The following is a 17,337-nucleotide window of genomic DNA, read 5'->3' on the forward strand; positions in this document are numbered from 1 at the left end:
TGCCGGGGCAGCGTGCCCCGGTCCACGGATCTGATTTTTTAACGCTGAAACGCCACCTGTCCGGCGACGATGGTCGCCTTGACGATGCCGCTCAGCTCATAGCCGAGGAAAGGCGTGTGCTTGCCCTGGCTGGCCAGCGACGCCGACGACACGGTCCAGCGCGCGGCGGGGTCGAAGACGCAGATGTCGGCCGCTTCGCCCACGGCCAGACTGCCGGCCGGGATGCCGGCGACACGGGCCGCGTCGGACGTGACCTTGGCTACGGCGCGCGCCAGCGGACGGGCGCCCGCCTGCGGCTGCGCCAGCGCATAGTCGTCGGCCCATTTCAGGGCCAGCGACAGCAGCAGTTCCAGGCCCGTGGCGCCGGGCGACGCTTCGCCGAACGGCAGCAATTTTTCATCGTCGTCGACGGGCGTGTGGTCCGAGCACATGGCGTCGACCGTACCGTCGAGCAGGCCGGCGCGGATCGCATCGCGGTCGCGCTGACTGCGGAACGGCGGCGTGACCCTCGCGTTCGGGTCGAAGAAACCGATATCGACGTCCGTCAGGTGCACATGGTGCACGCCCACGTCGCAGGTGACAGGCAAGCCTTCGGCCTTGGCGGCGCGGATCAGTTCCAGGCCCGCCGCCGACGAAATGCGGCACAGGTGCACGCGCGCGCGGCTGGCGCGCATCAGCTCAAAGATCGTGTGCAGCGCGATGGTTTCGGACATCACGGGCACGCCGGACAGGCCCAGGCGCGATGCCAGCGGACCGCTATGGGCGATGCCGCCGCGGCCGATGTGCGGGTCTTGCGGGCGCAGCCAGACCGTGTAGCCGAAGGTGTTCGCGTACTGCATGGCGCGCAGCAGCACAGTGGTGTCTTCGATCGGCTCTTCCGCCTGCGCGAAGCCGATGCAGCCCGCTTCCGTCAATTCGGCCATTTCCGTCAGCGACTTGCCCTTCAATCCCATGGTCAGTGCGCCCAACGGATGCACGTGCGCCTTGTTCTGCGTCTTGGCGCGGTATTTCAGCATTTCCACCAGGCCCGGCTCGTCGAGCACGGGATCGGTGTCGGGCGGGCAGACCAGGCTCGTGACGCCGCCCTGGAGAGCTGCCTGCAATTCCGATTCCAGCGTTGCCTTGTATTCGTAGCCCGGCTCGCGCAGGCGCGCGGACAGGTCGACCAGGCCGGGGGAGACCACCAGGCCGGCCGCGTCAAAGGTAGTATCAGCCTTGAAACCGGCCGGGGCGCTGCCCACGGCCAGCACCTTGCCGTCGGCGATAAACAGGTCTTGCAAGCCATCGATGCCGTTGGCAGGGTCGATCAGGTGGCCATTCTTGATATGTAGTGTCGTCATGCTCGCTTACTCGTCCTTGGGCTATCAGCCCTGATTACCAGCCAAAATACTCATCACCGCCATGCGCACGGCGATACCGAACGTCACCTGCGGCAGAATCACCGCCTGCGGACCGTCGGCCACGGCCGAATCGATCTCCACGCCGCGGTTCATCGGGCCCGGATGCATGACGATGGCGTCCGGTTTTGCCAGCGCCAGGCGCTCGGGCGTCAAGCCATAGCTCTTGAAATATTCCTGCGCCGACGGCAGCAGCGCGCCGCTCATGCGTTCATTCTGCAGGCGCAGCATGATGATCACGTCGACGCCTTTGAGGCCTTCATCCATGTTGGTGAAGGTGCGCACGCCCATCTGTTCCAGGCCGCCCGGCAGTAGGGTATGCGGGCCGATGGCGCGCACTTCCGGCACGCCCAGGGTGGTCAGCGCGTGGATGTCGGAACGGGCCACGCGGCTGTGCAGAATGTCGCCCACGATGGCCACCGTCAGGTTGGTGAAATCCTTCTTGTAGTGGCGGATCGTGTACATGTCGAGCAAACCCTGGGTCGGGTGCGCGTGGCGTCCATCGCCCGCGTTGACCACGTGGACGTGCGGCTGCTTCGTGTCGATCAGGTGCTTGGCGATCAGGTAGGGTGCGCCCGACTGCGCATGGCGCACGACGAACATGTCAGCATGCATGGCCGACAGGTTGTCGATGGTGTCGAGCAGGGACTCGCCCTTGCTGGCCGACGACGCCTGGATGTTCAGGTTGATGACGTCGGCCGACAGCCTTTTTGACGCGATCTCGAAGGTGGTGCGGGTGCGTGTGGAGTTTTCAAAGAACAGGTTGAAAACGCTCTTGCCGCGCATCAGCGGCACCTTTTTCACATCGCGGTCGGAGATGCCGACGAACGAGGAAGCGGTATCGAGGATGTGGTTGACGATAGACTTCGGCAAGCCTTCAATCGTCAGCAAATGTTGCAGTTCGCCGTGTTTATTCAGTTGCGGATTAAGCATGGTGGGTATCTATGGTGAGCGTGAATTTTCCATCGTTGGCTTGCTTCAGGACCAGGGCCTGGCCCGGCGGCACGGCAGTGAAGGCGGCCACGAAATCGGCGGCCACCGGCAGCTGGCGTTCACCGCGGTCGACCAGGGCGGCCAGCATGATCTTCGCCGGGCGGCCATAGTCGAACAATTCGTTGATGGCCGCGCGCGTGGTGCGGCCCGTGTACAGCACGTCGTCGACCAGCAGGATGGTGGCGCCGGCCACGTCAAAGCTGATTTGCGTCGGCTTGACGTCGGCATGCAGACCCTTCTGGGCGAAGTCGTCGCGGTAGAACGAGACATCGAGCACGCCCAGGCGGTCGAGCAGGTTCAGGTCGCGCGCCAGGCGTTCAGCCAGCCAGGCGCCGCCCGAATGGATGCCGACGATGGCCACGTTGGGGATGCCCGCCAGGCCGCTCTGCACCTGTTGCAGCAAGACCGCGTACAGGGCCTCGGCGTCGAGTTGGGAAGGATTCGTAGGATGCGGCATAGGGTTCTTGATCATTCAGGAATGGGTCAAAGGTCAGATTAATAATTCGCGTCGAAATACTGTTGCAGGATGATGGCGGCGGCGCGGTCATCGATGACTTCACCGCGCTTGGCGGCGATGACGGCCGATGAATAACGCTCGTCGACCAGTTCCACCGGCAGGTTGAAGCGGCCATGCACCTGGTTGGCGAAACGGCGGCAGCGCGCGCTCATTTCGTGTTCCGTGCCATCTGGATGGCTGGGCAAGCCCACTACGATGCGGCTCGCGCCCCACTCCTTGATCAGGCTATCGATGGCGGCAAACTTCGGCTCATTCGCCGTGGCCGTGATCACGCTGAGCGGCTTGGCCTGGCAAATCATGGTATTGCCGATGGCCACGCCGATGCGTTTCAAGCCGAAATCGAAGGCGAGGATGGTGTCGATGGCGTCACCGCTCATGCGTGGCCAGCCTCGCTGGCGAGCATGAGCGGATCGATACCGAGCAACTTGATGGCCGCCACGTAGCGCTGCTCGATGGGGAAATCGAACAGGATGTCGGCCGAGGCGCCCACCGTCAGCCAGCCGTTGCGGCCGATCTCGTCTTCCAGCTGGCCCGGGCTCCAGCCCGAGTAGCCGATCGAGACCAGCATGCGCTCGGGGCCATCGCCCTTGGCGACGGCTTCGAGCACGTCGATCGAGGTGGTAAACGCCACTTCATCGGTCACCGTCAGCGACGAGGAATAGCGCGCGCCCGGCGTATGCAGCACGAAGCCGCGGTCGTCCTGCACCGGGCCGCCAAACATGATCGGTTCGTTGATGATGGGCGTGTCGCTGCCGGCCGCCAGTTTCAGGTCGATGCGGTCGAACAGCACTTCCATGGTCATGTCGGTGGGCTTGTTGATGACGACGCCCAGCACGCCGTTTTCGTTATGTTCACACACGTACACGACCGTGCCGCCGAAGATCGGATCTTGCATGGCCGGCATCGCAATCAGGAAATGGTTGGCCAGATTCAGGGTGGAGGAACCGGTCGCGGCCGGCTCTCCCACACCCTGCATCAGACGATGTCCTGGTAGAGTCTGGTCGATTTTACTCTTTTTCATACGCGATGCTCTCTCTGTGGGCTTGCTGGCAAGTCTCGCTTACCCCGCTATCGTACGCCTGGCACATCCTGCCGCGAATGCTGGGCGGCGGGAACCGTGTTGCCAGGCGCTATTCTTGCTATGTTATAAATTAGTTATCAATTCGCTGTGCCATGCGGCGACATCCTGCACGCTGAGTGACTTGCTTGATAGGAAACGTCGCTTTCCCTGCAAGCGCATTTCAATGCCAATTGTAAAATTGATTGCAAAATCGCTGTCGCACATAAAGCACCACGAACATACCCGGTAGTTTACACTGAATTGCCGCCGCAGCGACGCCAAAGGCGCGACCCGAGCGGCGATAAAGCCCCGTTGGCGGCAAAAAATGGCCTATCTTTGACCCTGAACACGCGAAATAATGACAATCAAGACTTCCCTGGTGTGGTTCCGGCGCGATCTGCGCGCGTTTGATCATGCTGCACTGCATCACGCCCTGTGCCAGAGCCAGGCCGTGCATTGCGTCTTCGTGTACGACACCGCCATCCTGGCGGCCCTGCCGCGCCACGACCGGCGGGTCGACTTCATCCATGCCAGCGTGGCCGAACTCGCTGGCGAGCTGCGCCAGCTGGGCGGCGACCTGATCGTGCTGCACGCGGACGCGGCCGAGGCCATCCCGCGCCTGGCCGCCGAATTGAACGCCGACGCCGTCTTTGCCAACCACGACTACGAACCGCAAGCCATCGCGCGCGACGCCACGGTGGCCGCCGCGCTCACGCGCGATGCGCGCCTGTGGTTCAGTTTCAAGGACCAGGTGATCTTTGAAAAGGATGAAGTGCTGACGCTCTCGGCCAAGCCGTATACCGTCTACACGCCGTACAAGAATGCCTGGCTGAAGAAAATGCGCGCGGAACCCGGCTGCCTGGCGCCATTCGCTATCGAGCCGCATGCGGCCAGCCTGGCGCCGCCGCGCGCCGGCGCGCCGGTGCCCCTGCCCACCTTGGGCGAGCTGGGTTTCGAACCGAGCAACCTGGCCGAGCTGGCCATTCCCACCGGCATGTCGGGTGCCAGCACGCTGTTCGAGGACTTCCTGCCGCGCGTGGCCCGCTACGACGTGGCGCGAGATTTTCCCGCCTTGAAGGGGCCGTCCTACCTGTCCATGCATCTGCGCTTCGGCACCGTGTCGCTGCGCTACCTGGTGCGCACCATCGTCGACCTGATGGACAGGGGCGGTGGCGGCGATGGTGCGCCCGTGTGGCTGGCCGAACTGATCTGGCGCGATTTCTACGCCATGATTTTGTACCAGAACCCGCACGTGGAAGGCGGCGCCTTCAAGCCGGCCTACGACGCCATCGCCTGGGAAACGGGTCCCGAAGCCGATGCCGCCTTTGCCGCCTGGTGCGAGGGGCGCACCGGCTATCCACTGGTGGACGCGGCGATGGCGCAGCTGAACCAGACGGGCTATATGCACAACCGCCTGCGCATGGTCACGGCCTGCTTCCTGATCAAGGACCTGGGTATCGACTGGCGCCGCGGCGAAGCGTATTTCGCGCTGCACCTCAATGACTTCGACCTGGCGTCGAACAACGGCGGCTGGCAATGGGCTTCGTCGTCCGGCTGCGACGCCCAGCCCTACTTCCGCATCTTCAATCCGATCACGCAATCGGAAAAATTCGATGCCAGCGGGCGCTTCATCCGCCGCTATCTGCCGCAGCTGAAGGCGCTGGGCGACAAGGAAATCCACGCACCCTGGCTGGTGCCGCGCATGCTGCTCGAGCAAAAAAACATCGTGCTGGGGCGCGACTATCCGGAACCGCTGGTGCAGCACGACGAGGCGCGCAAGGAGACCCTGGAGCGTTATGCCGTGGTGAAGGTGGTGGCGTAGGTCAAGATTCGGTCAACAAGCGCCCCACTTCCGCCAGCAATTCCTCTTCCTGGAACGGCTTGCCGAAATACGCATTCACGCCCAGCTCGAACGCATGTGCGCGGTGCTTGTCGGCGCTGCGCGAAGTGATCATGATGACGGGGATGGCGCGCGTCTTGTCGTCGCTGCGCACATTACGCGTCAAATCAAAACCATCCATGCGCGGCATCTCCACGTCGACCAGCAGCAGGGCCGGCATGGCAGCCGGCTCCAGCGCATGCAACTGCTCCAGCGCATCGACGCCATCCTTGGCCAGCAGCACCTGGTAGCCTTCGCGCTCGAACAGGCGCTGCATCACGCGGCGCACCGTCAGCGAATCGTCGACCACCATCACGCGCACAACAGGCGCGGCCAGCGCGCTGGAAACGGCATGCTGCTCGCGGCTGGCCAGCGCATATTGCGACAGCAGTTCCGGATGGTGCTCGAGGTGCTGCGCCAGCGCCACGGGGTTCAGGATCAGCACGATGTCGCCCGTGCCCAGCACCGTGGCACCGGCAATGCCCGGCATGCGCGCCAGTTGCGGACCCACGTGCTTGACCACGACTTCGCGGTTACCCAGCACGTCATCGACCTGCAAGGCCAGCCTGTCATTGCCATTCCTCAGCAACAGCACGGGCGCATAGCGCTGCGTGGCCTGCGCCGCCGGCGTCTCGCCCAGCATGGCCGACAGGTGGTGCAGCGCCAGCGACTGCCCGTGCGATTCGATGCACCCGGCCGCCCGCACCTGCTCCAGCTGCTCGCCTTTCAGGTGCAGCACCTGCTCCACCAGCACCGATGGCAAGGCATACGTCTTGCCGTTCGCCGCCAGCAGCACCACCTGGGTGACGGCCAGGGTCAGCGGCAGGTGGATGGTGAAGCGCATGCCCAGGCCCGCCTGCGTCAGCGTTTCCACGCGCCCGCCCAGCGCCAGCGCTTCGGAGCGCACGATGTCCATGCCAAAACCGCGTCCGGCCAATTCCGTCAGGCTGTCGGCGGTGGAAAAACCCGGTGTGAAAATCAGCTCGGCCGCCTGCGCGTCGGTCAATGGCGCGTCCGTCGTCAGCAGGCCGGCGCCGTGCGCCTTGGCGCGGATGCGTTCCATATCCAGCCCCGCGCCATCGTCGGAAAAGGCGATCGCCACTTCGTTGCCCTGCTGACTGACCTGCACCAGCAGCTCGCCCGTTTCGCTCTTGCCCGCAACCAGGCGCGCGTCGCGCGGCTCGACGCCGTGCACGATGGCGTTACGCAGCAGGTGTTCGAACGGAGCAGCCATGCGTTCGAGCACGCTGCGGTCGATTTCCACGCCGCCGCCGCGGATGTCGAGATTGACGCGCTTGTCGACTTCCTTGGCGCTTTGCCGCGCCACGCGGAACAGGCGTTCGGCGATGCTGGCAAACGGTACCATACGGATCTGCATCAGGTCGCGCTGCAGCTCGCGCGTCAGCCGCGCCTGCAGCACCAGGTCGTCCGTCACCGCGTCGACGCTGTGGCTGAGGTTTTCATGGAAGGAGGCCACGTCGTTGACGCTTTCGGCCATCATGCGCGTGAGTTCCTGCAAGCGCGTAAAGCGGTCGAATTCGAGCGGGTCGAAATCGCGCTCGCTGCCGACGGCCATGCGCGAGGCAATCTGCGATTCGGCCTGCATTTCCACTTCGCGCAGCTGGCGCCGCAAGCGCGCCAGATTATCGGAAAACTCGGACAGCGAGGCGCACAGCACACCAACTTCATTTTCCATCTTCGAGCGCGTGATCGACACTTCGCCTGCCTGGTTCACCAGGCGGTCGAGAATATCGGCGCGCACGCGCACCAGGGCCGCCTTCGGTTCGGCGATCGGCGTGTCTTCCATGCCCGGCAAGGGCAGCAAGGGCTGCTGCAACTGCTCGAACAGGTGCAACGCATGGTCGTAATGGGCCAGCAATTCCTCGAAAGCCTGCGGCGTGGCCGTGCCCGCATGCAGCATGTTTTCGATATGCGTCTCGATTTCATGCGCATGCTGGCCCAGGCGCATGGCGCCGGCCATGCGTGCGCTGCCCTTGACCGTATGCAGGGTGCGCAACAGCATCTGTGCCTGGCCGCTGTCGTGCGCCTGCTGCTGCCAGCTGCGCAGCGCCTCGCCGATCTGCGGCAGCAGGTCGGCGCCCTCTTCCAGGAAGACGGACAATAAATCGAGGTCAAGTTCATCGCTGATGCCAGCGCTGGCCGCCAGCAGCGCGGCCGCATCGGCTGGCATGATGGCAGGCGCCGGCGCTTCCGGCGCCGCGTGCTCCAATGGCGGCGCATGTTCGAAACCGGCGTCGAACAGGTCATCGCTGGCGCCGCTGTCCTGCACCGGCGCTGGCAGAGGTACTTCGGCAGCAGCCGGCTGCAGCGCGTCGGCGACGATGCTCGCATACGTCGCCTCGAACAGGGTCTCGAGCTGCGGCACAGGAACCTCGGCCAGCGCGTCGGGCAGCGCTTCCGCAGGGTGCGCCGGTGCGCCGACGATGCTGGCGTAAGCGGCCGCAAACATGGCGTCGAGCCGCTCTTCCTTGCTCTCGCCAGGCGCCGCCGTCAGGGCGCGCCACAGGGTGTTGAGCGCTTCGATCATGTCCGGCTGCGTTGGCGCCAGATCGCCCAGCGCAAACGCCTGCAGCATTTGCCCGATGCGCTGCGTGGCCTGCTCCAGCACGTCGTGCTGTTCGGCGCGCAGGCCGGCCAGCGGCGGCACCACCGTTTCGATCACCGTCTCGAGCGCGTGCGCCAGGTCGCGCAGGGACTGGAAGCCGACCGTGCCCGACGTCCCCGCCAGGGTATGCACGGCTTGCAGCGCTTCCGCGCTGACGGCGCGCTGCTCATGACGCCATTCGCCGAAGTCGCGCGTGAGCACGCGCAGCAATTCATCCGTCTCGGCCAGGTAGATGTTGTACAAGGGAAGGCTGATGCGCAGTTCGCCCACGTGCTTGAGGTGATCGTCCGGCGCCTCGTGGAGCGCGGGCGCAGTGGCCAAGGGAAGGCCGATCACATTGCCGTTGCCGGCCACGGGCGCGGCCGGGCGCGGCTTGCGCAATTCGAACGGACCTCCTTCGCGCACGCGCTCGGCTGCCGCCAGCAGCATGCCGGCCTCGCGCTCTCGCCCTGCCCCGCCTTCCAGTTCCGCCACCCATTCGCTGAGCTGGTACCAGCCGTAATTCAGCAGGGTAAACAGATCGTCGCTGACGGGTCGCGCTTCGGCCAGCCAGGTATTCATGACGCGCTCGATGGCGCCGGCCGCTTCGGCAAACTGCGCCAGGCCGATCATGCGGCTGCTGCCCTTCAGGGTGTGGAACGAGCGGCGCAGCATGGCCAGGTGGTCGCCGCTGGCGGCTTGCTCGCGCGGCAGGGCCAGGGTGGTGTCGATAAAGGCCAGCACTTCGCGCGCTTCGGCGATGAAGATGTCGAGCATCTCCGCATCGACATCGGTCACTGCCGGCGCGGCATCCATGCTGGCAGGCGCGGCGGGCGCCAGGGCCTGGTCGAGCAAGGGTACGGGCACGGCGCCGGCGGCGGCGACTTTTTCAAATGGCAGGGCGCGGAAGGCGCCGGCGGCCGCGTCGAAATGGAAACGCCCGCTGGCCGCCTGCGCGTTACGGCCCAACATATCGACAAAAAATCCCAGCGCGCTGATATTTTGTGCGATCTCGTCGAGCGCCTCCGCCTTGGCGTCCGCATTGGCGTCGCCATCGGCCAGCTGCCGCACGGCCGCATCGACCTGCAGCACGGCGGCGCGCGCCTCTTCCTGTTCCAGCCCGGCCAACTGCTGCTGCAACTGCTCCAGCAAGGGCGCGACGCCATCGAGTGCCCCCGCCTTCGCCCCCGCTGCATCCGCGTAGTACGCATTGAGCACCTTTTCCACCTGGCGCAGGCCCGTCTTCATTTCCTCGGCCAGCGCGGCCACCGTCTGCCCCTGTTCGATTTGGCGCGACAGCTCGCCCGCTGTGACGGGCGGCGGCGCTTCGCCAGCCAGCAGCGCCTGCAGGCGCGCGGCGATGGTTTCCGCATTGCCGGCGAAATCGTCGGGCAGGCGGCGCACCTGCTCTAGGCCCGTGTCGGCAAACAGCAGCGTCATGCCGATTTCATTTTCCAGGGCCGCACTGCGTCCGCTGGCCACGGCTTGCCGCGCCACGGCCGCGCATTCGCGCAACAGGCTGGCCAGGGCCGGCTGCTTCAGGGACTCCGCATGCGCGGCCACCTGTTGCAGCGAGGCGTCAAAATCCGTGCCCAGGGCAGGATCGAGGTCGGCTTGCGCCAGGCGGCTCCAGCTGGCACGCGCCTGCGCCAGTGCCGTGCGGGCGCCTTGCAGGACCTCCTGGTCGACCTGGCCGTAGCGCCGCGTTTCCACGTCGGCGGGCACCTGCCCGTCCAGGGCGAAGGCGGCACGCAGCTGGCGCGCCTCCGGCGTCGACTCGGTGGCGGCGGCAATGAAGAACAGGGCGTCGCGCAGCATCGCTTCGGGCAGGCTGGCCGTGCCCTGCGCCAGGCGGCGCAACTGCAGATTGATCAGGCCGAACAACTGTTTGACGTTGAGCGTACCCATGCCCTCGCCGCTGGCCGCCAGCCCGGCAAACGCCTGCATGGCGAACCAGAAGGTGCGCGCCGGCGCTTCCTGCTGCGCATCGGCCACCAGGGTCAGGGTGGCGTGCAAGTCGCTTGCATGCTGGAGCCGCACCGCGTCATCCTGCGCCTTCAGGAAGGGCAGCAGGGACTTTTCAAAGCGCCCGCGCCAGGCCGGATAATCGGCTACCGGGGGCGCGTCCGCCAGCGCGATCGCATGCCCTTCCAGCACCGACGCTGGCGGAAAGAACAGGTCGGCCGGGTGGATGCGCTCGGCGCCCAGCATGGTTTGCAGGTCACGGTAGTAGGGGAACAAGCGCGTCGGCTGCGGCGGCGTGCCAGCCACCAGGTCTTCCAGGTATTCGGTCAGGGCCTGATACAGTTCGGCGACGACTTGCGCATGGTCCAGGGTGTATTCGAGGCTGCCGTCGCGAAAGCGCGAAAGCGCTTGCTCCGCGCCGTCCGTCAGCAGGCTGGCGCCGGCCACGTCGACCATCACCAGTGCGCCATGTGCCTGGTGCAGATGCGAGCGCGCATGCTGCAGGGCCGTGGCGCGTTCCTCGCGCTCGCGGCCACCCGCCTCGAACAGGGCTGTTTTCGAGCGGCCCAGCGCTTCGCGGATTTCCACCATCACCCACGACAAAGGTTCGCTGTCGAACGGCTTGGACTGCAGTGGACTATCAGGTGTGCTCATGCATGCCTCGGTAAGGAAATCGCCTGGACTGGCGCGGCGTTCAGGCGGCGACGCGGAAGCGCGACACCGAATTTTTCAGTTCCTGCGCCAGCATCGACAGTTTATGGATCGATTGCGCCGTTTGCTGCGTGCCATCCTGGGTCTGCTCCGTCACGCTCAGGATATGCTGGATATTCAAGGCCACGCCGCTGGCCGAACCGGCCTGCGTGCCGGTGGCGAACGAGATGCCCTGGATCAGTTCAGCCAGGTGTTTCGACACCTGGCTGATATCGTTCAAGGCCGCGCCGGCAGCGTCGGACAGGCGCGCGCCCTCGACTACGCCCTGCGTGGACGTTTCCATCGCCCGCGTCGCATCCTGGGTATCGGCCTGGATGGTGCGCACCAGCGCGCCGATCTGCTTGGCGGCGGCGGCCGAGCGTTCGGCCAGGCGCTGCACTTCCTCGGCGACGACGGAAAAGCCGCGCCCCGCCTCGCCGGCCGAGGCCGCCTGGATGGCGGCGTTCAGCGCCAGTACGTTGGTCTGCTCGGTGATGTCGGAAATGAGCTCGGTGATTTCGCCGATTTCCTGCGACGATTCGCCCAGGCGCTTGATGCGCTTGGACGTATCCTGGATCTGCTCGCGGATTTCATGCATGCCCTTGATGGCGTTTTCCACCGCCGTCGAACCCTGCTGCGCGGCCGCCACCGACTGGCGCGCCACATCGGCCGAGACACTGGCCGATTTCGACACGTCGGTAATCGCATTGGCCATCTTGACCACGGTGGCGCTGACGCCCTGGATTTCGCGCGACTGCTGCTGCGACGCGATCAACAGCTTGCTGGAGATGCTTTGCGCCTGCGTCGAGGCGCGGTTGACCTGTTCCGCCGTTGCCGTCACCCGCCCCACCAGGCCGCGCAATTCCTCGACCGTGTAATTGACGGAATCGGCGATGGCGCCCGTGATGTCTTCCGAGACGGTCGCCTGCACCGTCAGGTCGCCATCGGCGACCTTCTGCAATTCGTTCATCAGGCGCAGGATGGCCGCCTGGTTCTGCTCATTCTTGGCCTTGGCCTGCTCTTCCTTTTCCTGCGACAGCAGGCGCTGGATTTCCGCTTCCTGGCGCCGCCGCTCGGCGTCGCGCGTGCGGTTGACGGAGTCCTGCAGCAGCACGCGGCCGATGCCGGCCGCCGCGATCAGGGTCAGCAACACGCCGCCGACCATCATCCAGAAGGCGACGCCCAGGGTTTCCTGGTTCACGTGGTACATCTGCTGCAGCAGGGTCAAACGCTGGCGCAGGTCTTCGTTCTCGTTGAAGATCAGCTGTTCGGCGCTTTTCGCCGAGCTGAATTTATCGAGCCGATCGAGTATCGACGAAACCAGCTTCTGGTAAGTGTCGAAGCTGGCTTTCAGCGCCACCAGCCGGTCGCGCAGTTCGGCGTCGCGCGTGGGCGCCAATTGCAGCGACACGCTGCCATTGAGCAAGCCTTCGACGGCGGTGCGGAAATACGTCGTGTCGCGTCCCAGCGAGAACGCCGTTTCCGAGCTGATGCTGCCCGACGACAGGAACTCGCTGGCGCTGCGGCTCATGCGCTGGCTCAGCATCATCAGGCGGCCGATGACGGCCAGGTCGCGCGCATTGCCGCCACGCTGCACCTTGAGCGCGGCAATTTCCTCGGTCTGCGCCAGCAGCGCCGGCGACAGCGCATTCAATTGCTGCAAGGTCTTGTCGAATTCGCCCAGTTCCAGTTTCAGGCGCAAGATGGTGCTGGCCGCGCGGTCGCTGCTGGCCCACTTCTTGCGCGCGTCGGCCACCGCAGCCAACAGGGCGGAACGCGACTCGCCGATATCGCGCCCGTGATACGTACCGCCGCGCAGCATCAGGCGGAAATCCTGATTCAGTTCATTGCGGCTTTCCTCGAGCTGGCGGAAGGCTTCCGGATTGCCTTGCACAGCGTTCGGCGCAGCCTTGCCGATGCGCTGCGAATGCATCAGCGCATCGCTGGCCAGCTGCGTCTGCGCCGAGGCAATATTGCCGCTGCGCGTGTTCAGCCCGACGAACAGCAGGCTGGCGGCCAGGCTCAGGGCCATCACCGTCGACAGGATGCTCAATTGTTTTTGCAGCGGAAAATGGCCGATCAGCGGCAGCTTCCAGTCCCCGGCAGGCGCGCTGGCCAGCGACTTGCGCCGTCCCAGCGCGTCGCGCAGGCGCAGCGGCAGGTCGGCCGTCGATGTCGGCGCTTCCGGAGCGTGCTGCGCTTCGGGCAAGCCGGCCGCCAGGATCGGGGAATGGGCACCCATCAGCAAATATCCTTGTGGTCAGGGAGGCCGTCAAAGCCGGCATCGAGGAAGCGTGCCGACTGCGCCAGCTGCGCCAGGTCCAGGCGCAGCCACTGCTGTCCTTCGCTGTCGCGCAGCGCCTGCGCCGCCCACGATGGGAACACGCCCTGCGCCGCATCCTGCACGGGCTGCATCGCGCGCAACTGGCGCAAGCCCAGCACGCGTTCGACCAGCAATGCGCAATTGAGGCCCAGGCGGGGAGAAAAGGTGATGATGCGGCAGTGATTGCCGGGCGCGCAAGCCGGTTCGCCCATGTAGCGGGCCAGGTCGACGACCCCCGTCAGACGCCCGCGCATGGCCGCCAGGCCCAGGTACCAGTCCTGCGCCAGCGGCACGCCCTGGATCTGCACACCGGCGGCAATGACGATTTCGCCGAGCTGCGTCAGGTCGAGCAGGCACGGCCGGCCACCGAGCATCACGCCCAGTTCCTTGCGCGCCGCCAGTGCGCCGCTGCGCGCGGCCTGTATCCGCTCGATCAATTGCAGCTGATACTGGCGCAAGCGCCCCTGCCGCGCACCCGTCTCGAAAGATGGCATGGCGGCGGACGGGTAAGCCGCGGTGGATACGCCGTGACCTGGCATCGTCTGCATGCTCAGGAAATCGCGGCGATCTTGGCCAGCAACTCGGCTTCGACCACCGGCTTGACCAGGTAATCGCGCGCGCCCTGGCGCAAGCCCCAGATGCGGTCCGTTTCCTGGCTCTTGCTGGAGCAGATAATCACCGGCACGTCCTGCAGTTCGGGATCGCGCGCGATGGCGCGCGTGATCTGGAAGCCATTCGCACCGGGCATCACCACGTCCATCAGGATCAGGTCGGGCCTGGCCTGCTTGAGTTGCGCCAGCGCGTCGGCGCCGTCCTGCGCCGTGAGGACGGCGTAGCCGGCACGCACCAGGATCTCGCTCAGGTAATAGCGTTCTGTCGGCGAGTCGTCGACGATCAGAATTGTGTGTATGGCCATCTGCTTCCTTGCTGCGTTGTCAATCAATAAAACCACTTACTCAAAATGCCCGGCCAGGTGCAGCCGCACGGCCTCCAGCAGCGCCTCGCGCGCCAGCGGCTTGGCCAGGCAGGCGCTGGCGCCTGCCATGGCGCCGCGCGCGCGGTCGAACAGGCCCTCCTTCGACGACAGCATCAGCACCGGCGTGGCGTGATGCGCCGCGCTGGCCTTGATCAGCGCGCAGGTGCGGTAGCCGTCCAGGCGCGGCATCACAATGTCGCACACGATCAGCGCCGGCCGGCAGTCGGCAATTTTTGCCAGGGCCTCGAAGCCGTTTTCCGCCACCACCACGCGATAACCGGCCTCGCCCAGGATCTTCGCGGCCGCGCTGCGTATCGTCGCGCTGTCGTCGATGACGAGTATCGTGATGCCGGTGCATGCGGCATCAGCCGGCGCCTCGGGCAGAAAGGGACGCGTCATGTGATTATTCGACAATCTTTCATACCATAGCACAGGCTGCCGCGATACCTGCTTGCGGCAGCGGCATCCCATGGACTGCGATCAATTACAGCGCCACCATCTCGAAATCATCCTTGCGCGCACCGCATTCAGGACAGGTCCAGTTCATCGGAACATCGGCCCAACGCGTGCCCGGAGCGATGTCTTCGTCGGGCAGGCCGGCCGCTTCATCATAAACCCAGCCGCAAATAAGACACATCCACGTTTGGAATTGCTGCGTTGTTTCGTTGCTACTCACGTTCTGCCACCCTTCAATCAAGTAAAATGCTGAATTAGGTATCTTAATCTACCCGCCGTGCAAAACCAAACTTCTCCCCTCATATTAAGCTTCGGCGTGTCCGATCCGGTCGGCGCGATCGGTATCCAGGCCGACCTGGCCACGTTTTCAGCCTTCGGCTGCCATGGACTGTCCGTCACCACGGGCCTGCTGATCAGCGATACGGCGCGCGTGGAAGACGTGCAGGCGGTCGATCCTGACTGGGTTTCCGACCAGGCGCGCGTGCTGCTGGAAGACATGTCCGTGGCCGCCATCAAGATCGGCGCGCTGGGCAGCGTGGAAAACGTCACGGCCATCGCCGAAATCGTCTCCGACTATCCGAACGTACCGCTGATCCTCGACCCCTTCATTTCGGCGCTGCCGGAACAGGGCATGGACGACGAAGACATCCTCACGGCCGTGCGCCAGCTCTTGATCCCGCAAACGACCCTGCTGGTGCTCTCGCCGGTGGAGCTGGAACGCCTGGCCGAGACCTGGCGCGACGCCGATCCGGACGACACCCTGCAAAACGACGTCGACTATCTGGTGGCCCTGGGCTGCGAATACGTGCTCGTCACCGGCATGCCGGCCGACGCCAGCAAATCCGGCACGGCCGAAGGCAAGCTGCGCGCCAATACCCTGTTCGGCGAGGACGGCGTGGTGCGCCACGACGAATGGCAGCACCTGCCCGGCATCTTCAACGGCGCCGGCAGCACCCTGTCGGCCGCGGCCACCGCCCTGCTGGCCCTGGCGGAAAACGAAGACGATGTGCCGCAGGTGGTCGTGGCGGCGCAGGAATTCACTACCGGCGCACTGGCCCACGCGCAGCGCCACGGCATGGGCAAGCTGGTGCCGAACCGGCTGTTCCGGCAGCAGCGCCCGCGCGGCGGCCAATAGACACTGACCAGACGACACAGACAACGATCCACTTTCAAGGCACGATTATCATGACGACGACTTCACAGAACGACATCCTGTTTGCCCGCGCACAAAAAACCACGCCAGGCGGCGTCAATTCGCCCGTGCGCGCCTTCCGCTCCGTGGGCGGCACGCCGCGCTTCATCACGCGCGCCGAAGGCCCGTACTTCTGGGACGCGGATGGCAAGCGCTATATCGACTACATCGGCTCCTGGGGCCCGGCCATCGTCGGCCACGCCCACCCCGAGGTAGTCAAGGCGGTGCAGGATGCGGCAGCACTGGGCTTGTCATTCGGTGCGCCGACCGAAGGCGAAGTGCTGATGGCCGAGGAAATCACGCGCCTGGTGCCGTCGATCGAGCAGGTACGCCTGGTGTCGTCGGGCACGGAAGCGACCATGAGCGCCCTGCGCCTGGCGCGCGGCGCCACGGGACGCGACAAGATCGTCAAGTTCGAAGGCTGCTACCACGGCCACGCCGATTCGCTGCTGGTAAAGGCGGGCAGCGGCCTGCTCACCTTCGGCAACCCGACGTCGGCCGGCGTGCCGGAAGATTTCGTGAAACACACGCTGGTGCTCGACTATAACAACGTGGAACAGTTGAAGGACGCCTTCGACAGCTTCGGCGCGGAAATCGCCTGCGTCATCGTCGAACCCGTGGCCGGCAACATGAACCTGGTGAAAGCCACCCCGGCATTCCTGCAGGCGATGCGCGAACTGTGCACGCAGCACGGCGCCCTGCTCATTTTCGATGAAGTCATGTGCGGCCTGCGCGTGGCCCTGGGCGGCGCGCAGGCGCTGTACGGCATCAAGCCGGACCTCACGGCGCTGGGCAAGGTGATCGGCGGCGGCATGCCGGTAGCGGCCTTCGGCGGCAGCGCGGCGCTGATGCACCATATGGCGCCGCTGGGCGCCGTCTACCAGGCCGGTACCTTGTCCGGCAACCCCGTCGCCGTGGCGGCCGGCATGGCCACCTTGAAACTGATCCAGCAGCCTGGCTTCTACGAGCAGCTGGGCGCCACGGCCAAGCGCCTGGCCGAAGGCCTGACGGCCGCCGCCAAGGAAGCGGGCGTGGTCTTCTGCGCCGACTATATCGGCGGCATGTTCGGCATTTATTTCAGCGCCACCCCACCGACCAGCTACGCGGAAATGATGGCGGGCGACCGCAGCAAGTTCAACGCCTTCTTCCACGCCATGCTGGACGAAGGCGTGTACTTCGCGCCAGCCGCCTTCGAGGCAGGCTTCGTCTCGGCGCAGCACGACGATGCCGTCATCGACGCCACCATCGCTGCCGCACGCAAGGTGTTTGCCAAGCTCGCGTAAA

Annotated in this window: 14 protein-coding genes; 3 read left to right on the forward strand and 11 right to left on the reverse strand. The window is 65.3% G+C overall.

Annotation, left to right across the window (positions count from 1 at the left end):
- Positions 1-38 precede the first annotated feature (38 nt).
- From O3298_RS05605 to O3298_RS05625, 5 genes are read right to left on the reverse strand one after another with little or no spacing between them, the layout of a single operon-like run.
- Complete coding sequence (locus O3298_RS05605) at positions 39-1,340, reverse strand: dihydroorotase (RefSeq protein WP_305058721.1); 1,302 nt, start codon at positions 1,338-1,340, stop codon at positions 39-41.
- 24 nt (positions 1,341-1,364) lie between these two features.
- Complete coding sequence (locus tag O3298_RS05610) at positions 1,365-2,330, reverse strand: aspartate carbamoyltransferase catalytic subunit (protein WP_034746695.1); 966 nt, start codon at positions 2,328-2,330, stop codon at positions 1,365-1,367.
- Positions 2,323-2,847 carry a bifunctional pyr operon transcriptional regulator/uracil phosphoribosyltransferase PyrR gene (gene pyrR / locus O3298_RS05615; RefSeq protein ID WP_305057446.1) on the reverse strand — a complete coding sequence of 175 codons (525 nt, stop codon included), beginning with the start codon at positions 2,845-2,847 and terminating at the stop codon, positions 2,323-2,325. Before pyrR ends, O3298_RS05610 begins: the two co-directional genes overlap by 8 nt.
- 38 nt (positions 2,848-2,885) lie before the next feature.
- Positions 2,886-3,284, reverse strand: a complete 399-nt coding sequence (ruvX, locus tag O3298_RS05620; RefSeq protein ID WP_223278885.1) for a Holliday junction resolvase RuvX — start codon at positions 3,282-3,284, stop codon at positions 2,886-2,888.
- Complete coding sequence (locus O3298_RS05625; RefSeq protein ID WP_034746689.1) at positions 3,281-3,883, reverse strand: YqgE/AlgH family protein; 603 nt, start codon at positions 3,881-3,883, stop codon at positions 3,281-3,283. The genes ruvX and O3298_RS05625 overlap by 4 nt, the downstream gene beginning before the upstream one ends.
- 442 nt (positions 3,884-4,325) lie before the next feature.
- Here O3298_RS05625 and O3298_RS05630 point away from each other — a divergent pair, with 442 nt between their 5' ends.
- Positions 4,326-5,789, forward strand: a complete 1,464-nt coding sequence (locus O3298_RS05630) for a deoxyribodipyrimidine photo-lyase (protein WP_305058722.1) — start codon at positions 4,326-4,328, stop codon at positions 5,787-5,789.
- Between the two features lies 1 nt (position 5,790).
- Here the strand turns inward: O3298_RS05630 and O3298_RS05635 are convergent, their stop codons facing one another.
- From O3298_RS05635 to O3298_RS05660, 6 genes are all read right to left on the reverse strand, one after another.
- Positions 5,791-11,070 (reverse strand): Hpt domain-containing protein, encoded by a 5,280-nt coding sequence (locus O3298_RS05635; protein ID WP_305058723.1) that lies wholly within the window; start codon positions 11,068-11,070, stop codon positions 5,791-5,793.
- Positions 11,071-11,110: 40 nt separating this feature from the next.
- Positions 11,111-13,348 (reverse strand): methyl-accepting chemotaxis protein, encoded by a 2,238-nt coding sequence (locus tag O3298_RS05640; protein WP_305058724.1) that lies wholly within the window; start codon positions 13,346-13,348, stop codon positions 11,111-11,113.
- Positions 13,348-13,977, reverse strand: a complete 630-nt coding sequence (locus O3298_RS05645; RefSeq protein ID WP_305058725.1) for a chemotaxis protein CheW — start codon at positions 13,975-13,977, stop codon at positions 13,348-13,350. The genes O3298_RS05640 and O3298_RS05645 overlap by 1 nt, the downstream gene beginning before the upstream one ends.
- A 2-nt stretch (positions 13,978-13,979) precedes the next feature.
- Positions 13,980-14,345, reverse strand: coding sequence for a PleD family two-component system response regulator (locus tag O3298_RS05650; RefSeq protein ID WP_077408483.1), 366 nt, complete (start codon positions 14,343-14,345; stop codon positions 13,980-13,982).
- Between the two features lie 36 nt (positions 14,346-14,381).
- Complete coding sequence (locus tag O3298_RS05655; protein ID WP_289913196.1) at positions 14,382-14,804, reverse strand: response regulator; 423 nt, start codon at positions 14,802-14,804, stop codon at positions 14,382-14,384.
- Between the two features lie 85 nt (positions 14,805-14,889).
- Positions 14,890-15,042 carry a rubredoxin gene (locus O3298_RS05660; RefSeq protein ID WP_010401308.1) on the reverse strand — a complete coding sequence of 51 codons (153 nt, stop codon included), beginning with the start codon at positions 15,040-15,042 and terminating at the stop codon, positions 14,890-14,892.
- A gap of 96 nt (positions 15,043-15,138) precedes the next feature.
- Here O3298_RS05660 and O3298_RS05665 point away from each other — a divergent pair, with 96 nt between their 5' ends.
- Complete coding sequence (locus tag O3298_RS05665) at positions 15,139-15,996, forward strand: hydroxymethylpyrimidine/phosphomethylpyrimidine kinase (RefSeq protein WP_289900301.1); 858 nt, start codon at positions 15,139-15,141, stop codon at positions 15,994-15,996.
- A 50-nt stretch (positions 15,997-16,046) separates the two neighbouring features.
- Complete coding sequence (hemL, locus tag O3298_RS05670; protein ID WP_305058726.1) at positions 16,047-17,336, forward strand: glutamate-1-semialdehyde 2,1-aminomutase; 1,290 nt, start codon at positions 16,047-16,049, stop codon at positions 17,334-17,336.
- The last annotated feature ends 1 nt before the right edge of the window (position 17,337 follow it).

It is taken from the genome of Janthinobacterium sp. SUN137, assembly GCF_030587265.1.
GTDB lineage: Bacteria > Pseudomonadota > Gammaproteobacteria > Burkholderiales > Burkholderiaceae_D > Janthinobacterium > Janthinobacterium kumbetense.

What these genes read in the sequence shown, in the direction of transcription:
- O3298_RS05605 (WP_305058721.1), bottom strand. Translation starts at nt 1,340, where the DNA reads ATGACGACACTACATATCAAGAATGGCCACCTGATCGACCCTGCCAAC.
- O3298_RS05610 (WP_034746695.1), bottom strand. Translation starts at nt 2,330, where the DNA reads ATGCTTAATCCGCAACTGAATAAACACGGCGAACTGCAACATTTGCTG.
- pyrR (WP_305057446.1), bottom strand. Translation starts at nt 2,847, where the DNA reads ATGCCGCATCCTACGAATCCTTCCCAACTCGACGCCGAGGCCCTGTAC.
- ruvX (WP_223278885.1), bottom strand. Translation starts at nt 3,284, where the DNA reads ATGAGCGGTGACGCCATCGACACCATCCTCGCCTTCGATTTCGGCTTG.
- O3298_RS05625 (WP_034746689.1), bottom strand. Translation starts at nt 3,883, where the DNA reads ATGCAGGGTGTGGGAGAGCCGGCCGCGACCGGTTCCTCCACCCTGAAT.
- O3298_RS05630 (WP_305058722.1), top strand. Translation starts at nt 4,326, where the DNA reads ATGACAATCAAGACTTCCCTGGTGTGGTTCCGGCGCGATCTGCGCGCG.
- O3298_RS05635 (WP_305058723.1), bottom strand. Translation starts at nt 11,070, where the DNA reads ATGAGCACACCTGATAGTCCACTGCAGTCCAAGCCGTTCGACAGCGAA.
- O3298_RS05640 (WP_305058724.1), bottom strand. Translation starts at nt 13,348, where the DNA reads ATGGGTGCCCATTCCCCGATCCTGGCGGCCGGCTTGCCCGAAGCGCAG.
- O3298_RS05645 (WP_305058725.1), bottom strand. Translation starts at nt 13,977, where the DNA reads ATGCAGACGATGCCAGGTCACGGCGTATCCACCGCGGCTTACCCGTCC.
- O3298_RS05650 (WP_077408483.1), bottom strand. Translation starts at nt 14,345, where the DNA reads ATGGCCATACACACAATTCTGATCGTCGACGACTCGCCGACAGAACGC.
- O3298_RS05655 (WP_289913196.1), bottom strand. Translation starts at nt 14,804, where the DNA reads ATGACGCGTCCCTTTCTGCCCGAGGCGCCGGCTGATGCCGCATGCACC.
- O3298_RS05660 (WP_010401308.1), bottom strand. Translation starts at nt 15,042, where the DNA reads ATGTGTCTTATTTGCGGCTGGGTTTATGATGAAGCGGCCGGCCTGCCC.
- hemL (WP_305058726.1), top strand. Translation starts at nt 16,047, where the DNA reads ATGACGACGACTTCACAGAACGACATCCTGTTTGCCCGCGCACAAAAA.